Genomic DNA, 14,712 nt, shown 5'->3' with positions numbered 1-14,712 from the left:
CGCCGCTCATAGGGGCGGCTCGTGCAGGCGCCGTTCGCAGCGAGGTCCGCCCCGCACCCGTCTCGACGGGTGCGGGGCGGACCTCGCTGCGTTCTCTTCCGCCGCCGGTCGTCAGGCGGGCGGGTTCCAGTCGACGACCGGGGCGGCCTGCCGCAGGACGACGTTCGGGCCGAGCCGGCCCGCCGCCCGCATCGCCGCGTCGCGGAGGGCGACCCTCAGCGGGTCGTCCAGCCGGGTGAGGCGGGAGATCCGCCTCGACTTCGCCATGACCATCGCCGTGCGGGCCAGCCGCGCGCCGGTGTACCCGGCCGGGCCGCCGCCCTTCGTGACCTCGTGGGCCAGCACGACGGCGTCCTCGATCGCCTGGCAGGCGCCCTGGCCGAGGTTGGGGGTCATGGGATGGGCGGCGTCTCCGAGCAGGACGATCCGGCCGCGGTGGAGGGCCGGGAGCGGGCGCGGCAGGGAGGAGATGTCGTTGCGCAGGATCGTCGCCGGATCGGCCTGCCGCAGCAGGTCCGGGATCGGGTCGTGCCAGGAGCCGAAGAGGCGCAGCAGTTCGCGCCGCTCGTCCGGGGCGGCCGTGCCGGGGCGCGCGGGCGCGGTGGCGTAGCAGTAGACCCGGCCGTCGGCGAGCGGGTTGACGCCGAAGACCAGCCCGCGGCCCCAGGTCTCGGAGGCCGCGCCGCTTTCGCGCGGGTCGGCGGTGAGCAGGCGCCATGCCGTCAGGCCGGTGGGGCGGGGTCCGGGGCGGCCGGGGAAGAGGGCGGCGCGCACCGCGGAGCCGATGCCGTCGGCGGCCACGACGAGGTCCGCGCTCTCCTCGCCCGCCGCGGTCGCGACCGTCCCGCCGGGGGACGCGGACCCGACGGCGACGCCGAGCCGGATCTCCGCCGGGTCGAGGAGGTCCCGGAGCAGGCCGACCAGGGTGGCGCGCGGGATCACGACGGTGGGGTCGCCGAAGCGCTCGGCGGCGGCCTCCGCGCTGGTGCGGCTCAGCCAGGCGCCGTCCGGCCGCCGGATCCCGCCGTCGCCGGCGAACGCGGCGAGCGCCCGGACCCGGTCGCCGACGCCGAGGACGTCGAGGGCGCGCAGCGCGTTGGGCATGACGGCGAGGCCCGAACCGACCGGCTCCAGCGCCGGGGACCGTTCCAGGACGCGGACTGTCCAGCCCTGGTCCTTGAGCGCCGCGGCGGCGGCGAGGCCGCCGATCCCGGCGCCGATCACGATCGCTTTCACGAGAACTCCTCACTACGTCCGTAGTGAGGAGACTACGTCTGTAGTGGAGACTACGCAAGTAGTGTGTCGCCATGAGATCGCCGCGCGCCGAGCTGGTCGCCGAGACCGCCATCACGCTGCTGGCCGAGCGCGGGATGCGCGGGCTGACGCACCGGGCGGTGGACGAGGCCGCCGGGCTGCCCCCGGGCGCCGCCTCCAACGTCGCGCGCACCCGCGCGGCGCTGCTGGCGCTGACGCTGGAGCGCCTGAACGAGCTGGAGGAGCGGCAGTTCGCCGCGGTGTCCGTCGACGATGTCCCCGCGGACCGGGAGGGCGCGGCCGACCTGGTGGCGCGGCTGCTGCACGGGCAGATCACCCGGGACCGGCGGCGCACGCTGGCGCGCTACGAGCTGGCCCTGGAGGCCACCCGCCGTCCGGAGCTGCGGGGCGCGTACGACGCGAGCGGCCGGCATTTCGCGAGGCCGGCGGTGGCGCTGATGGAGGCCCTCGGGTCCGCCGATCCAGAGGCGGACGGGCGCCGGCTCGTCGTCTTCGCCGAGGGCGTGATGTTCTACGCGCTCGCGGGCGCCGGCGACGACCCGACGATGGACGGGCTGCGGCGCGACGCGGCCCGGTTCCTCGCCGGCCTGCTGGGCTGAGCGGGGTCAGAGCGTGTTGAGTTCGCGTTCCAGGATCGCGAAGGCGGCGTCGACGGCCTCGGTGAGGGACGTGTAGCCCATCCCGGGGGAGTGCAGGGCCTCGGCGGCCGTGCGGAAGGCGCCCGTGGCGGTGGCCGCGACGAGGTGCGGGCGCAGGTCGGTGGCGGGGTCGAGGCCCATCCGCTCGGCGATGACCTCGGTGAGCAGCATCTGCTTGCGCGCCGCGTGCTCCAGGCTGCCGGCCGACAGGGCGGGGCTGTCGGTGGTGATCGAGATCAGGCACTCGAACCGCTCCGGCGTGAAGCCGAGCGCGCCCGTCTCGCAGGCGCGGGAGACCTGGACGACCGTGCGGCGCAGCGCCGTCATGATCGGCTCGTCCGCCGGGCGCTCGGACAGCAGGCGCAGGACGGCGCGGAGCTGCTCGTCCTGGAAGGTGAGCGCCACGTCCTCCTTCGAGGCGAAGTAGCGGAAGAACGTGCGGGACGACACGTCGACCGCGTCGGCGATCTCCTCGACGGTCGTCGCGTCGTACCCCTTCTCGGCGAAGAGGGCGAACGCGGCGTCGACGAGGGCCTCGCGGGTGCGCTGCTTCTTGCGCTCCCGGCGGCCGGGCGGCCGGGCGTCGGGGACGGTCGCGGTCATGGGCGAATCCTAACGGCCGGGTAGTGGCAGGTAAAGCGACTGAGGCCGACTATTGGCATTTTGTGACTGATGTCGCGCTGTGACTCGCGGCGCTTGACGACAACTGTCATGCCATGACACTTTGAGGGGGTTGCCGATCGGGAGGACGAAGGATGACGCAGGTACTCGAGAAGCCGGTGCGGCCGCGGGAGCGGGCGGGGCGGGGGCATCCCTGGCTCACGCTGCTCGCGGTCGCGCTGGGCGTGATGATGGTCGGGCTCGACGCGACCGTGGTGGCCATCGCCAACCCGGCGATCGCGCGGGAGTTCGGGGCCGACCTGTCCGGCCTCCAGTGGGTGACCAACGCGTACCTGCTGGCGCTCGCCGTGACCCTGATCCCGGCCGGGAAGATCGCCGACCGGTTCGGACGCCGCCGGACGTTCCTGGCGGGCGTCGTCGGGTTCGCCGCGTCGAGCGTCCTCATCGGGGTGTCCGGCGGGCTCGGCATGGTGATCTTCTGGCGGGTCGTGCAGGGCTTCGCGGGCGCGCTGCTCCAGCCGGCGAGCCTGGCGATCCTGCGCAACACCTTCCCCGCCGAGCGGCTCAACACCGCCATCGGCGTCTGGGGCGCGACGGTCGGCGTGTCGATCGCCGGCGGCCCGATCGTGGCCGGGCTGCTGGTGGAGAACGTGAGCTGGGAGTCGGTGTTCTTCGTCAACGCGCCGCTGGGGCTGGTCGCGCTGGCCGTGGGCCTGTGGGTGATCCGCGAGTCGCGGGACGAGGACGCGGCGGGGCGGTTCGACCTCGCCGGGGTCGCGCTGCTGTCGGGCGCGCTGTCCGCCCTGGTGTGGGGCCTGATCCGGGCGGGCGAGGACGGCTTCGGGGACCCCGTCCCGCGCGTGTCGTTCGCGGCGGCGCTGGTGCTGTTCGCGGTGTTCGTCTGGAACGAGCGGCGGGCGGAGAACCCGCTGCTGCCGCTGAGCCTGTTCCGGTCGGTGTCGCTGTCGGCGGCGACCGGGCTGATCGTCCTCGGCTTCTTCGCCATGTTCGGCACGATCTTCTTCATCACGCTGTACCTGCAGCAGGTGCACGGGATGAGCCCCGTCGACGCGGGCGTCCGGCTGCTGCCGATGACGGCCGTGTTCATCGTGGCGTCGCCGGTGGCGGGCATGCTGACCAGCCGGTTCGGGCCGCGCGTGCCGCTGGCGCTCGGGATGGCGTCCACCGCCGCCGCGCTGCTCGGGCTGTCGCGCGTCGGCGCCGCCGCGCCCTACGCCGAGCTGTGGCCGTGGTTCGTGCTGATGGGGCTGGCGTTCGGCATGGTGATCGTCGCCGGGACGGAGGCGATCGTGGGCAACGCGCCGCCGCGGCTCGCGGGCGTCGCCGGGGGCCTGCAGCAGACGGCGTCGCAGGTCGGCGGCGTCCTCGGCACCTCGGTGCTCGGGGTGCTGCTGTCCACCCGGGTCGGCGACGTGCTGTTCGGGCGGCTGACGGAGGCGGGCGTCCCGGACGCCGCCGCCCGGAGCCTCGCCGGGCAGGAGGGCATCGTGGCGCAGGGCGTCGCGCCGGTCCCGCCCGGCACGCCGGGGCCCGCCGCCGACGCGATCACGACCGGCAGCCACCTGGCGTTCATGGACGGCTTCCAGACGTCGCTGACCGTCGCCGGGGCCGTCGCCGCCGCCGCGGTGCTCGCGGCGCTGCTCGTCCGGCGGGGCTCGTCCCCGGTCGAGGGCGCGGCGGCCCTGTAGCGCGGGCGGGCGCGGGTCAGCCCGGGTTCGGCGCGGGGTTCGAGGTGGGGCTCGGCGTGCCGGGCGGCGTCGGCTCCGCCGACGGCGGGGGCGTCCCGGTGTCCGGGGGAGAGGTCGGGGGCGCGGAGCCGTCCGGGGGAGTCGGCTCCGGCGGGGCCGACGGGGTGCCGTCGGACGGCGGGGCCGACGACGGCGGGGCCGACGGGGACGGCGTGCCCTTCCCGCCGCCGTCCGCGGGCGACTTCTCCGGTGCGGGCTTCGAGGCGGGCGCGGGGGCGCGGCGCTCGGTGCTCCCGCCCGCCGCCCCGCCGGACGCGCCGCCCGCCGGACCCGCGGCCGGGCCGCCGGCCGGCGCGCCGCTCCCGGCGGGCCGCCGCGCGTCGCCGTACGGGCTCGCCACCCCGGCGGGACCGGAGTCGGCGGCGGCCGGTTCGCGGCCGGTGCCGTTGGGGGAGACGGACGCGGGCTGCGTGCGGCCCTCGCCCGACGAGGGGACGATCGTGGACGACGACCCGGCGCCCCGGGCGGTCGGCCACGACGCGAGCAGGCCGATGACGGCGGCGGCCGAGGCCGCGACGCCCGCGGCGGCGCCGAGGCCCCGCGACCAGGCGCCCGAGAGTCCGCGCCGGGTGCGGCGGTCCTCGGCGGGGGCGTCCCGCCCCAGCACCACGAGCGGGATCGGGGCGGTCACCGTGGGGACGTCCCGCCGCGCCTCCTCCTCGCAGGCGGCGAGGACCCGCTCGCGCAGCCAGCCGGGCGCGTGCGCGGGCGCACGCCGGGCCAGCAGCTTCGGCAGCTTGCCCTTCTCGAACGCGGTGATGAGGTCGAGCCGCGGTTCGGTGGTGCCGCGCATGAGGATGTCGAGGACGGCCCGTTCGAGCCGGGCCCGCGCGGTCGCGACGAGCTGCGCCGCGGTGTCGGGGGCGACGCCGAGCAGCCGGGCGATGTCGGGGACGTCCAGCCACTCGCCCGCCTGGAGCAGCAGGGCCTCGCGGTGGTCGGAGGGCAGCGCCGCGGCGGCGCGCAGCAGCGGGTCCGGGTCGGCGAACAGGGGTCCGCCGCGCGGGGCGAACGCGCCGCGGTCGGCGCAGACCGTCCGGGCGAGGGAGTACAGCCACAGGACGCCGTCGCCGCGCGGGGGCCGGTGGACGGCCGCGGCGAACGCGTCGCCGAGCGCGGCGGCCGCGACCTGGTCGCCGACGAGGGACCAGCAGTACGCGTAGAGGCGGTCCGCGTGCGCGTCGTAAAGCGAACCCGTGTCTGCGCGCATGTGACCTCCACGTCGTCCGCCTGCGGGGCCGGTGCCCGGTCTCCCGCACGATCGGCCCGATCGCTCGGAACCCATCCTTCGGCAGGCGCGCACACCGGTGGTGATCGGGACTGTAGCGCGTCCAGTCAAGAGGTGAGAAGTCCGGTAATGGGTGATTCGCGGAATGCCACGGACGGTGATCGGGACGCGTGCGAACCGTGATGTTCACGGAGATTTCAGGAAGATCATGAAAATCGCCGGATATCTGATGCGGTTCAGCAGGGAAGGATCCGAACCCGTCGACCGACCAGAGGAGTCAAGGGTGACCCGGCTGACCGTGGACGACGTCTACCAGCACATACACGGGGTCTGCTTCAAGACCGGCCCGCCCGGGACGGTGGGCGCCGAGACCGAGTGGTTCGTGGTCGACGCCGCCGATCCCGCCGCGCACGTCCCCGCCGCGAAGGTCCGCGCCCTCATGGACGCCGACGCCGCCGCGGCCGGGCCGCCGGCCGGCGGCAGCACCGTGACCTACGAACCCGGGGGGCAGCTCGAACTCAGCTCCGCGCCCTACCCCGGCCTGTCCGCCCTGCACGCCGCGCTCGCCGGCGACATCGCCCGCGTCCGCGACGTCCTCGCCCCGGCCGGGCTCGCCCTCGCCGGGCACGGCGTCGACCCCGTCCGCCGTCCCCGCTTCCAGGCCGAGCACCCCCGCTACCGCTGCATGCGCGACTACTTCGTCTCCGGCGGGTTCCCCGACGCGGGCGAGGCCATGATGTGCTCCACCGCGTCCGTGCAGGTCTGCGTCGACATCGGCGCCGACCGCGCGGACGCCGCCCGCCGCTGGCGGCTCGCCCACGCGCTCGGCCCCGTGCTGGTCGCCGCGTTCGCCAACTCGCCCGTCCGCGCCGGGCGCCGCACCGGGCTCCGGTCGTCCCGGCAGGGCATCTGGACCGAGCTCGACCCCTGCCGCACCCTCCCCGTCCTGCGCGACGGCGACGGCGACCCGGCCGAGGCGTGGACCCGGTACGCGCTGGACGCCCGCGTGATGCTCGTCCACACCGCGTCCGGCGAGTGGGTGTCCGACCCCGGCATGTCGTTCCTGGAGTGGCTCGGCAAGGGCGAACCCGGCCCGGACGACCTGGCCTACCACCTGTCGACGCTGTTCCCGCCCGTCCGGCCGCGCGGCTGGCTGGAACTGCGGATGATCGACGCGCTGCGCGGACCGTACTGGGCCGTCCCGGTCGCCGTCGTCGCCGCGCTGCTGGACGACCCGGCGGCGTCGGCGCTCGCCGAGGCCGCCGCCGAACCGGTCGCGGACCGCTGGGCCGAGGCCGCGCGGTCCGGCCCGGCCGACCCGCCGCTGGCCGCCGCCGCCCGCGCCTGCTTCGCCGCCGCGCTCGACGCGCTGCCCCGGCTCGGCGCGGCCGGGCTCGTCCTGGCGGCCGCCGCCGACGCAGGCCGGGCCTGCGAGCGCGGCCGCTGCCCCGCCGACGACCCGGCCGAGCACACCACCGTCCACGAGGAGGACCCGGCATGCCCCCTGTGACCCGGACCGAACCGGTCCGCGACGAGGACGCCCTCAAGGAGCTGATCGCGACCGAGCTCGGCGCGTCCCGCGACCGCAGCCTCGGCCTCACCACCGACGTCCTCGCCGAGGACGACCTGGTCGCGCAGGTGTCGCCGCTGATGTCGCCGCTCGTGTGGGACCTCGCGCACGTCGGCAACTACGAGGAGCTGTGGCTGCTGCGCGCGGCGGCGGGCGCCGACGCCATGCGCCCGGAGATCGACGGGCTCTACGACGCGTTCGAGCATCCGCGCGCCGCGCGGCCGTCGCTGCCGCTGCTCCCACCGGACGAGGCCCGCGCGTACATCTCGACCGTCCGCGCGAAGGTACTGGACGCGCTGCCGTCCGTCCCGTTCGACACCCCGGACCCGCTCACCGGCGGCGGATTCGTGTACGGGATGGTCGTCCAGCACGAGCACATGCACGACGAGACGATGCTCGCCACCCACCAGCTCCGCGCGGGCGCCCCCGCGCTCCTCGACCCGCCCGGCGGGACCGTCCGGGAGCCCGGCGCCCGAACGCGGGACGAGGTGCTGGTCGAGGGCGGCCCCTTCCAGATGGGGACGTCGGACGAGCCGTGGGCGTACGACAACGAGCGCCCCGGGCACATCGTCGACGTGCCGTCGTACTACATCGACGCCGAACCGGTGTCGAACGCCGCCTACACGCGGTTCATGGACGACGGCGGGTACGACGACCCGCGCTGGTGGACGCCCGCCGGATGGGAGTGGCGCAACGGCAGCGGGAAGCGGTCCCCGGCGTTCTGGCGGCGCGAGGGCGGGCAGTGGCTCCGCCGCAGGTTCGGGCGCACCGAACCCGTCCCGCCCGGCGAGCCCGTCCAGCACGTGTGCTGGTACGAGGCGGACGCCTACGCGCGGTGGGCGGGCAAGCGGCTGCCCACCGAAGCCGAATGGGAGAAGGCCGCACGCTGGGACCCCGCCGTGCAGAGGTCCCGCAAGTACCCGTGGGGAGAGGTGTACGAAGAAGGACGCGCGAACCTCGGGCAGCGCGCGCTTCGCCCGTCCCAGGAAGGCTCCTACGCGTCGGGCGCGTCCGCCTACGGCGTGCGCCGGATGCTCGGCGACGTCTGGGAGTGGACGTCGTCCGACTTCCACGGCTACCCGGGATTCCGCTCCTTCCCCTACAGGGAGTACTCGGAAGTCTTCTTCGGACCCGAATACAAGGTGCTCAGAGGAGGCTCCTGGGCGACCCATCCGCTCGCGATCCGCGGCTCGTTCCGCAACTGGGACTACCCGATCAGGAGGCAGATCTTCTCCGGGTTCCGCTGCGCGCGCGACGCCGGGACCCGCTGATGTGCCGCCACCTCGGGTACCTCGGCCCCGAACGCACGCTGCACTCGCTCGTCTACGACGGTGAGCACTCCCTCGAGACGCAGGCGTACGCGCCCCGCATGACGCAGGGCAACCTCCTCAACGCCGACGGGTACGGCGTCGGCTGGTACGCCGCGGGGGAGGCCGTCCGGTTCCGCCGGGCGCAGCCCCTCTGGACGGACGCGTCGTTCCGCGAGATCGCCGCGACCGTGCGGGCGTCGTGCGCGGTCGCGGCCGTCCGGTCGGCGACCGCCGGGTTCCCGGTGGACGAGTCGGGCGCCCAGCCGCTGCGCGCCGAAGGCCGGCTGTTCAGCCACAACGGCGTCGTGCGGGGCTACGCGGAGGTCGAGGGCCGGCTCCGCGAGCTCGCCGGCGACGTCGCGCGCGTCCCGGACGCCCGCGCCCCGCTCGACTCCGCCCCGCTGCTCGCCATCGCGGCGCGGCACTGGCGGGACGGCGCCGGGCTCGGCGCGGGCCTCGCCGCGACCGTCGCCGCCGTCACCGCGCTCGCCCCCGGCCGCTACAACCTGCTCGCCGCCGACGGCGCGGCCCTCGCCGCGACCACGTGGGGCGACTCGCTGTTCGTCCGGGAGGACGCCGACGCGATCCGCGTCGCGTCCGAGCCGCTCGACGGCGGCCCCGGGTGGAAACGCGTCCCCGACCGCAGCCTCGTCACCGCCGACCGCGCGTCCGGCGTCCGCATCGAATCCCTGTAAGGAGAACCACGTGGACCGGTTCCTGACCGCCGACGACCTCGCCAAGTCGCTCCGCGCCGACGTCCGGGAGGGCCTCACCGCCGTGCCCAAGACGCTCCCGCCCAAGTGGTTCTACGACGAGCGCGGCAGCGAGCTGTTCGAGCAGATCACCGCGCTCGACGAGTACTACCCGACGCGGCGCGAGCGGGAGATCCTCACCGCCCGCGCCCCCGACATCGCCGCCGCGACCGGCGCCCGCACCCTCCTGGAGCTCGGCGCCGGGTCGGGCGAGAAGACCCGGCTCCTCCTCGACGCCCTCTCCGGCACCCTCCGGACCTACATACCCGTGGACGTCAGCGCCGACTTCCTCGAGGACGCCGCCCGCGGCATCGCCGCCGACCACCCGGGCCTCGCGGTCCGGCCCGTCGCCGCCGACTACGAGCAGCACCTGCACCTGCTCCCCGGCGGGGAGCGCACGCTCGTCGCGTTCCTCGGCGGGACGATCGGCAACATGCCGCCCGCCGCCCGCATCGGCTTCCTCGGCGGCATCGGCGCCGCCCTCGGCGACGACGGCTTCCTCCTGCTCGGCGCCGACCTCGTCAAGGACCCCGACCGGCTCGTCCGCGCCTACGACGACGCCGCCGGCGTCACCGCCGAGTTCGACCGGAACGTCCTGCGGGTGCTGAACCGCGAACTGGACGCCGACTTCGACCCGTCCGCGTTCGAGCACGTCGCCTGCTGGAACGCGGCGGAGGAGTGGATCGAGATGCGGCTGCGCTCCCGCCGCGACCAGGACGTGCGCATCGGCGGCCTCGACCTCGACGTGTCGTTCGCCGCGGGCGAGGAGATGCGCACCGAGATCTCCGCGAAGTTCCGGCGCGACCGCCTCGAGAGCGAGCTGGGCGCCGCGGGCCTCGCCCTCACCGAGTTCTGGACCGATCCCGCCGGCGACTTCTCGCTCAGCCTCGCCCGTCCCGCGTGACGCCGCCCGCTACGGCGTCTGCCGCACCGGCGCGGACAGCCCCAGGCGCTCGACGGCGGCGGCCAGCCGGGACGCCAGGTAGCGGTGGCCCTCCGGGGTGGGGTGGGTGCCGTCCGCCTTGATGTACCGGGACGCGTTGCCGCCCACCCGGCCGCCGGTGATCCACTGCTCGGCGAGCGGGTCGACGAACGGGATGCCGAGCCGCCCCGCGAGCTGCTGCAGTGCGTTCCGGACGCCGAGCACCTGCGGCGTCGGGGTCCCGTTGCCCCACATCGGCCCCATCAGGAGCAGGCGCGTGCCGGGCCACCGCTGCGCCGCGCGGTCCAGCAGCGTCCGCGCGGCCGCCGCGACCTCCGCGGGCGGCACCCGCCGGTCGTTGTGGCCGCCGGACACCACCAGCATGTCCGGCGCGGGCCGCCAGCCGAGCTGCATCTCGAACAGGCCCAGGAAGTCGTCGCGGCCGTTCGTCGTCTTCACGAACCCGGTGCCGCCGCGCCCGCCGACGATCACCTGCCAGCCGAGCAGCCGCGCCGTCCCGGACGCGTACGTCTCCTCCGGCGCGACCCCGACCTCGCCGACCGTGTAGCTGTCGCCGAGGAACATCACCACGGGCGGCGCGGTCCGCGGGGCGCCCGACGCCGGTGCGGACGGCTCGTCCGCCACGGCGGAGCTGTGCACCGGGTTGGCGACCGCCGAGCAGCCCGCGACGGCCCACGGGCCGGCCAGCACGGCAAGGCACAGCGTCAACGCCGCGCCGCGACGGGCGCGGCGAAGGTACATGGAGACCGTCCAAGAACTGGGGGATGCATCCGTATCTTACTGATCCGGACACCCTCCCGTGAGCGGACCGCCCGCGCCCCCCGCCGCGTGTCGCCCGTCCGGAGGTCTGACCTACACCGGCCGTTCACCCGTTCCTCACGTCCGGGTACGCGCCGGGAAACCCGGCGCCGAGAGGGTTCCGCCGGTGACCCGACACGAATCCCCGCCCGCGGACGCGGCGCCGCCGACGGCGGTCCGGTCCCGGCCCGACCTCCCCCCGCCCGCCCTCCCCCCGGACGACCGCCCCCCGCGGGACGCGGGCCCGCGGGACCTGCCGCCGCTCCCCGCGCCCGCACGCACCGGGCACGGCCGGCTCCGCGAGCTGGACCTGCTGCGCTTCCTCGCGGCGGTCGCGGTGGTGCTGTACCACTTCACCGGCTTCGACGGCGCCGGCCCGTGGCCGGAGCCCTCGCTGGACGTCTTCCCCGGCCTCGGCGCCGTGACGAGCTACGGGTACCTCGGCGTCGACCTGTTCTTCGTCATCAGCGGATTCGTGATCCTGCTGAGCGCGTGGGGACGCGGGCCCGGCGAGTTCGGCGTCTCCCGCCTCGTCCGCCTCATGCCGGCGTACTGGTTCAGCGTGCTGCTCGGCGCCGCCGTGTACGCGGTGTTCCGGATGGGGCACGGCGCGCCGGGCCTCGTCATCCCCAACCTGACGATGCTGCAGGGCGGTCTCGACGTCCGGAACGTGGACGCCGTGTACTGGACGCTCTGGGTCGAGCTCCACTTCTACGTGCTCGTCGCTGTCCTCGCTGGAATCGGCATTACGTACCGCTCCTGCCTCGTCTTCATGGCCGCCTGGCTGTTCGGCGGCCTCTACGCCAACCAGGCGGACAACGAACTGCTCCAGGTCATGCTGCTGCCGACGTGGAGCCCGTACTTCATCGGCGGCATGGCCCTGTTCATGATCTACAAGTTCGGCCCCACCCTGCTCCTGTGGGGATACGTCGCCGTGTCGTGGCTCCTGGCCCTGCACTGGGGCGCGTGGCGCGCGCGCACGGCGTGGGAAGAGGCGAACGAGATCGCCGTCGGCGTGGCCGTCACCGGCATCTTCGCGCTGATGAGCCTCGTCGCGCTGGGCAGGCTCAGGTGGATCCGCTGGCGCGGGCTGACCGTCCTCGGCGCGCTGACCTACCCGCTGTACCTCGTGCACTCGCAGCTCGCCCTGCCGCTCGTCGACGCCCTGTACCCGGCCGCCGGCCGCTGGGGCGCGCTCGCCGCCACCGTCGCCGCGTCCCTGCTGCTGTCCTACGCCGTGCACCGGCTGGTGGAGGGCCCCGCCGCGCGCTGGATGAAGGCGCGCCTCCGCGCGTCCCTCGAACCGGTGCGCGCCGCCGGGGCGGCCGGCACTAGGTTGGCGCGGCATGAGGCTCTGGGGGGACGCCGCGGTCCTGGCATCGACGGCGGCGACCCTCGCGGCGACCGCCCGCCCAAGGTTCCACCCCACCCCGCCCCATGACGACCACCGAAACGACGACGAAGACCCGCACCCGGAGGGCGACGTCCCGCGCCGGGGGGTCCTTCTCCCGGGCGGCCTGAGGAACGAAGGCCGACCGGTTCTCTCCCGGTTCGCGTGCCCCGAGGCCGTCCTGGGGATCGTTGCGGCGCTCGTGTACGTGAACCAGGTGCTGTTCACGGTCTACGTGCTCCGGGTGCACGGCGGCGACGCCGCGTTCGTGGCGCGGTACCTGCCCGAGGGGTGGTTCGCGCTGGCGGACGGTCCGGCGATGCGGGCGGTCGCCGAACGGGTTCCCGGGCCCGAACTGCTGGCTCCGTCCGTCCTGCGGGTGCAGGCGTTCCTCGAACTGCCCTTCGTGCTGCTCGCCTACGTGACGGTCCTGCGGTGGCTGGACCGCGGGCTGTACCGGCGCGTCGCGGGGTCGTGGCTCGTCTGGGCGGCGTCCCTGTCGTACACGTTCGTGTTCTGCGCCGTGGAGTGGGGGCTGCGCAACCCGTACACGACCGAGGACATCGCGATCCGGGGGTGCGCGGCGGCGGTCACGCCCCCGCTCGTCCGGTGGCTCGCGCGGCGGGACGGGGACGGCGGCCCGCGGGTCTCGTCGCCCGCGCGGCTCCTCGCCTTCGCCGCGTCCGTCTGGGCCCTGGGCCACCTGGTGCTCACGGTGTACGACACCGCGCTGCTCTACAACCTCGGGCATCTGGGCGGGCGGCTGCCGGGCGCGGTGGCCGCCGCGGCCGTACTCGCGGCGGCGCGCCTGGCGGCCGGGCGGCTGCCCGGCGGCGAGCCGGGACGGGCGGTGGCGAGCGTGCGGCACGCGCTGCGGTACGCGCTCGTCCTGTTCCTGGTGCCCGCGCTCGCGGTCCGGTACGGCCCGAACCTGGGCTCGCCGCCGCTCGCGGGCGCGGCCGGGCTGCTGGTGTGCGGCGCGGCGGCGGGGCTCGCGCTGCGGGCGGCCCTGGCGGGCGCCGGTCCGCGCCGGACGCTCCTGTGGTGCGGGCAGGCGTCCGCCGCGCTCGCCGCGGGCGGGCTCGCGGGGTTCGCCGCCGTCCGCGCGGTGACGGACGTGTACTACGAGGCGGGCCTGCTCAGGGGCGCGGCCGTGTGCTTCGGCACGGCCGTCGCCGTGTGCGCGGTGACGGACCGGTGGCTCGACCGGCGCCCTGTCGGCCCCGCCGCCTAGGGTGTGAAGGATGGCGGCGAGGGGGAAACGCGCGACCATCCGGGAAGTGGCCGAGGAGACGGGCCTGTCGCCCGCCGCCGTCTCGTACGCGCTCCGCGGCGTCCAGACGTCGGAGGAGACGCAGGCGCGGGTCCGCGCGGCCGCCGAGCGGCTCGGCTACGAGGCGCACCCGATCGCCCGCGCGCTCGCCAGCGGGCGCACCGGGCAGATCGGGCTGCTGTGCGGCTCGCTGGAGGACTACTGGCAGCAGTCGCTCGCGGTCGGCATCGGCCGCGCGCTGCTCGCCCGCGACCGGTACGCCCTCATCGTCGACGCGGGCGGCGACCCGGAGCGGGAGCTCGCGCTCGCCCGGCGGCTGCGCGACCAGCGGGTGGACGGCCTCATCGTGCAGCCGCTCGACCCGGCCGCCGCGCTGTGGGCCGAGATCGGCGGCGCCCTGCCGGTGGTGTCGATCGGGGACGCGCTGCACGGCGGGCGGTCGCACGGCGAGGTCGTGTTCGACAACCGGCGCGGCGTCACGCTCGCCCTGGAGCATCTGCGCGGCCTCGGGCACCGGCACCTCGCGGTGTTCACCGCCACCCGCGCCAGCACCCCGGACCGTCCGGCGGACGTGCACGTCGACGCCGAGGCCGGACGGCTCGGGCTGCGCGCGGACGTCGTCGCGGTCCCGCAGGGCCTCGCCGCCGCGACGGACGCCGCGCTGCGCGTGCTCGGGGGGCCGGACCGTCCGTCGGCGGTGTTCTGCTTCACCGACTCGATGGCCTACGGCGTGTACGCCGCGACCCGGGAACTCGGCCTGGACGTGCCGGGCGACGTCGCCGTCTGCGGGTACGACGACCATCCGATGTCGGCGCTGCTGACCCCGCCGCTGACGAGCGTCGACTGGGACATCGACGGCATCGTCGAGGCGGCCGTCGGACTGGTCGTCGGCGGCGTCGACGGTGCCGGCGACGGTGCCGGCGACGGCGCTGCGGACGGCGGGGCCCGGGGCGGCCGCGTCGTCCGCGAACCGGCGCTGCGCGTCCGGACGTCGACGGGCGGTGAATGAGGCGACCGTCACATCGAGTCGGGCTATCGGCCTGTATAGGCGACGTTTCGGTCATATTGGGGCGCTGCACGTGCGGTACCCATTGGCTACGGTTGGGCAGATGGCCGAAATCGAACATCGGCGTCTCCGGCGCCCA

General features: G+C 75.5%; 12 protein-coding genes and 1 pseudogene. 9 read left to right on the top strand and 4 right to left on the bottom strand.

Features of this window, described 5'->3' with window-relative positions; all coding sequences use genetic code 11:
- Positions 1-111 precede the first annotated feature (111 nt).
- Complete coding sequence (locus H505_RS0105140) at positions 112-1,236, bottom strand: FAD-dependent monooxygenase (protein ID WP_026401113.1); 1,125 nt, start codon at positions 1,234-1,236, stop codon at positions 112-114.
- A 71-nt stretch (positions 1,237-1,307) separates the two neighbouring features.
- Here H505_RS0105140 and H505_RS0105135 point away from each other — a divergent pair, with 71 nt between their 5' ends.
- On the top strand, positions 1,308-1,874 hold the full coding sequence (locus tag H505_RS0105135; RefSeq protein ID WP_026401112.1) for a TetR/AcrR family transcriptional regulator: 567 nt from the start codon (positions 1,308-1,310) through the stop codon (positions 1,872-1,874).
- Positions 1,875-1,880: 6 nt separating this feature from the next.
- On the opposite strand, the gene H505_RS0105130 is transcribed toward H505_RS0105135, so the two are convergent.
- Complete coding sequence (locus H505_RS0105130) at positions 1,881-2,516, bottom strand: TetR family transcriptional regulator (RefSeq protein WP_026401111.1); 636 nt, start codon at positions 2,514-2,516, stop codon at positions 1,881-1,883.
- A gap of 152 nt (positions 2,517-2,668) precedes the next feature.
- On the opposite strand from H505_RS0105130, the pseudogene H505_RS0105125 reads away from it, so the two are divergent.
- Positions 2,669-4,259: pseudogene (locus tag H505_RS0105125) on the top strand (MFS transporter); the annotation flags it as partial.
- On the opposite strand, the gene H505_RS0105120 reads toward H505_RS0105125, so the two are convergent.
- Positions 4,260-5,513, bottom strand: coding sequence for an RNA polymerase sigma factor (locus tag H505_RS0105120; protein WP_026401109.1), 1,254 nt, complete (start codon positions 5,511-5,513; stop codon positions 4,260-4,262).
- A gap of 301 nt (positions 5,514-5,814) precedes the next feature.
- Between H505_RS0105120 and egtA the strand changes: the two genes are divergently transcribed.
- From egtA to egtD, 4 genes are read left to right on the top strand one after another with little or no spacing between them, the layout of a single operon-like run.
- On the top strand, positions 5,815-7,041 hold the full coding sequence (egtA, locus tag H505_RS0105115) for an ergothioneine biosynthesis glutamate--cysteine ligase EgtA (protein ID WP_026401108.1): 1,227 nt from the start codon (positions 5,815-5,817) through the stop codon (positions 7,039-7,041).
- Entirely contained in the window at positions 7,029-8,372 is a 1,344-nt protein-coding gene (egtB, locus tag H505_RS0105110; RefSeq protein ID WP_026401107.1) for an ergothioneine biosynthesis protein EgtB, read from the top strand. Before egtA ends, egtB begins: the two co-directional genes overlap by 13 nt.
- Positions 8,372-9,106 carry an ergothioneine biosynthesis protein EgtC gene (egtC, locus tag H505_RS0105105; protein ID WP_026401106.1) on the top strand — a complete coding sequence of 245 codons (735 nt, stop codon included), beginning with the start codon at positions 8,372-8,374 and terminating at the stop codon, positions 9,104-9,106. The genes egtB and egtC overlap by 1 nt, the downstream gene beginning before the upstream one ends.
- Before the next feature lie 10 nt (positions 9,107-9,116).
- Positions 9,117-10,067, top strand: a complete 951-nt coding sequence (gene egtD, locus H505_RS0105100) for an L-histidine N(alpha)-methyltransferase (RefSeq protein ID WP_026401105.1) — start codon at positions 9,117-9,119, stop codon at positions 10,065-10,067.
- Between the two features lie 9 nt (positions 10,068-10,076).
- On the opposite strand, the gene H505_RS0105095 is transcribed toward egtD, so the two are convergent.
- Positions 10,077-10,814, bottom strand: coding sequence for an SGNH/GDSL hydrolase family protein (locus H505_RS0105095; protein ID WP_245592443.1), 738 nt, complete (start codon positions 10,812-10,814; stop codon positions 10,077-10,079).
- Between the two features lie 217 nt (positions 10,815-11,031).
- Here H505_RS0105095 and H505_RS39920 point away from each other — a divergent pair, with 217 nt between their 5' ends.
- From H505_RS39920 to H505_RS0105080, 3 genes are all read left to right on the top strand, one after another.
- Positions 11,032-12,345, top strand: a complete 1,314-nt coding sequence (locus H505_RS39920; protein ID WP_051300278.1) for an acyltransferase family protein — start codon at positions 11,032-11,034, stop codon at positions 12,343-12,345.
- A gap of 157 nt (positions 12,346-12,502) precedes the next feature.
- Positions 12,503-13,528, top strand: coding sequence for a hypothetical protein (locus H505_RS0105085; protein WP_157432910.1), 1,026 nt, complete (start codon positions 12,503-12,505; stop codon positions 13,526-13,528).
- A gap of 46 nt (positions 13,529-13,574) precedes the next feature.
- Complete coding sequence (locus tag H505_RS0105080) at positions 13,575-14,576, top strand: LacI family DNA-binding transcriptional regulator (RefSeq protein ID WP_026401102.1); 1,002 nt, start codon at positions 13,575-13,577, stop codon at positions 14,574-14,576.
- Positions 14,577-14,712 lie beyond the last annotated feature (136 nt).

Source organism: Actinomadura rifamycini DSM 43936 (genome assembly GCF_000425065.1).
Lineage (GTDB): Bacteria > Actinomycetota > Actinomycetes > Streptosporangiales > Streptosporangiaceae > Spirillospora > Spirillospora rifamycini.
Note: the sequence above shows the minus strand (reverse complement) of the source record. Positions and strands in the feature narration are given on the sequence as shown.

Bases quoted from the DNA above. Each gene is read 5' to 3' on its own strand.
- H505_RS0105135 (WP_026401112.1), top strand. From the start codon at position 1,308: ATGAGATCGCCGCGCGCCGAGCTGGTCGCCGAGACCGCCATCACGCTG.
- egtC (WP_026401106.1), top strand. From the start codon at position 8,372: ATGTGCCGCCACCTCGGGTACCTCGGCCCCGAACGCACGCTGCACTCG.
- H505_RS0105120 (WP_026401109.1), bottom strand. From the start codon at position 5,513: ATGCGCGCAGACACGGGTTCGCTTTACGACGCGCACGCGGACCGCCTC.
- H505_RS0105130 (WP_026401111.1), bottom strand. From the start codon at position 2,516: ATGACCGCGACCGTCCCCGACGCCCGGCCGCCCGGCCGCCGGGAGCGC.
- egtB (WP_026401107.1), top strand. From the start codon at position 7,029: ATGCCCCCTGTGACCCGGACCGAACCGGTCCGCGACGAGGACGCCCTC.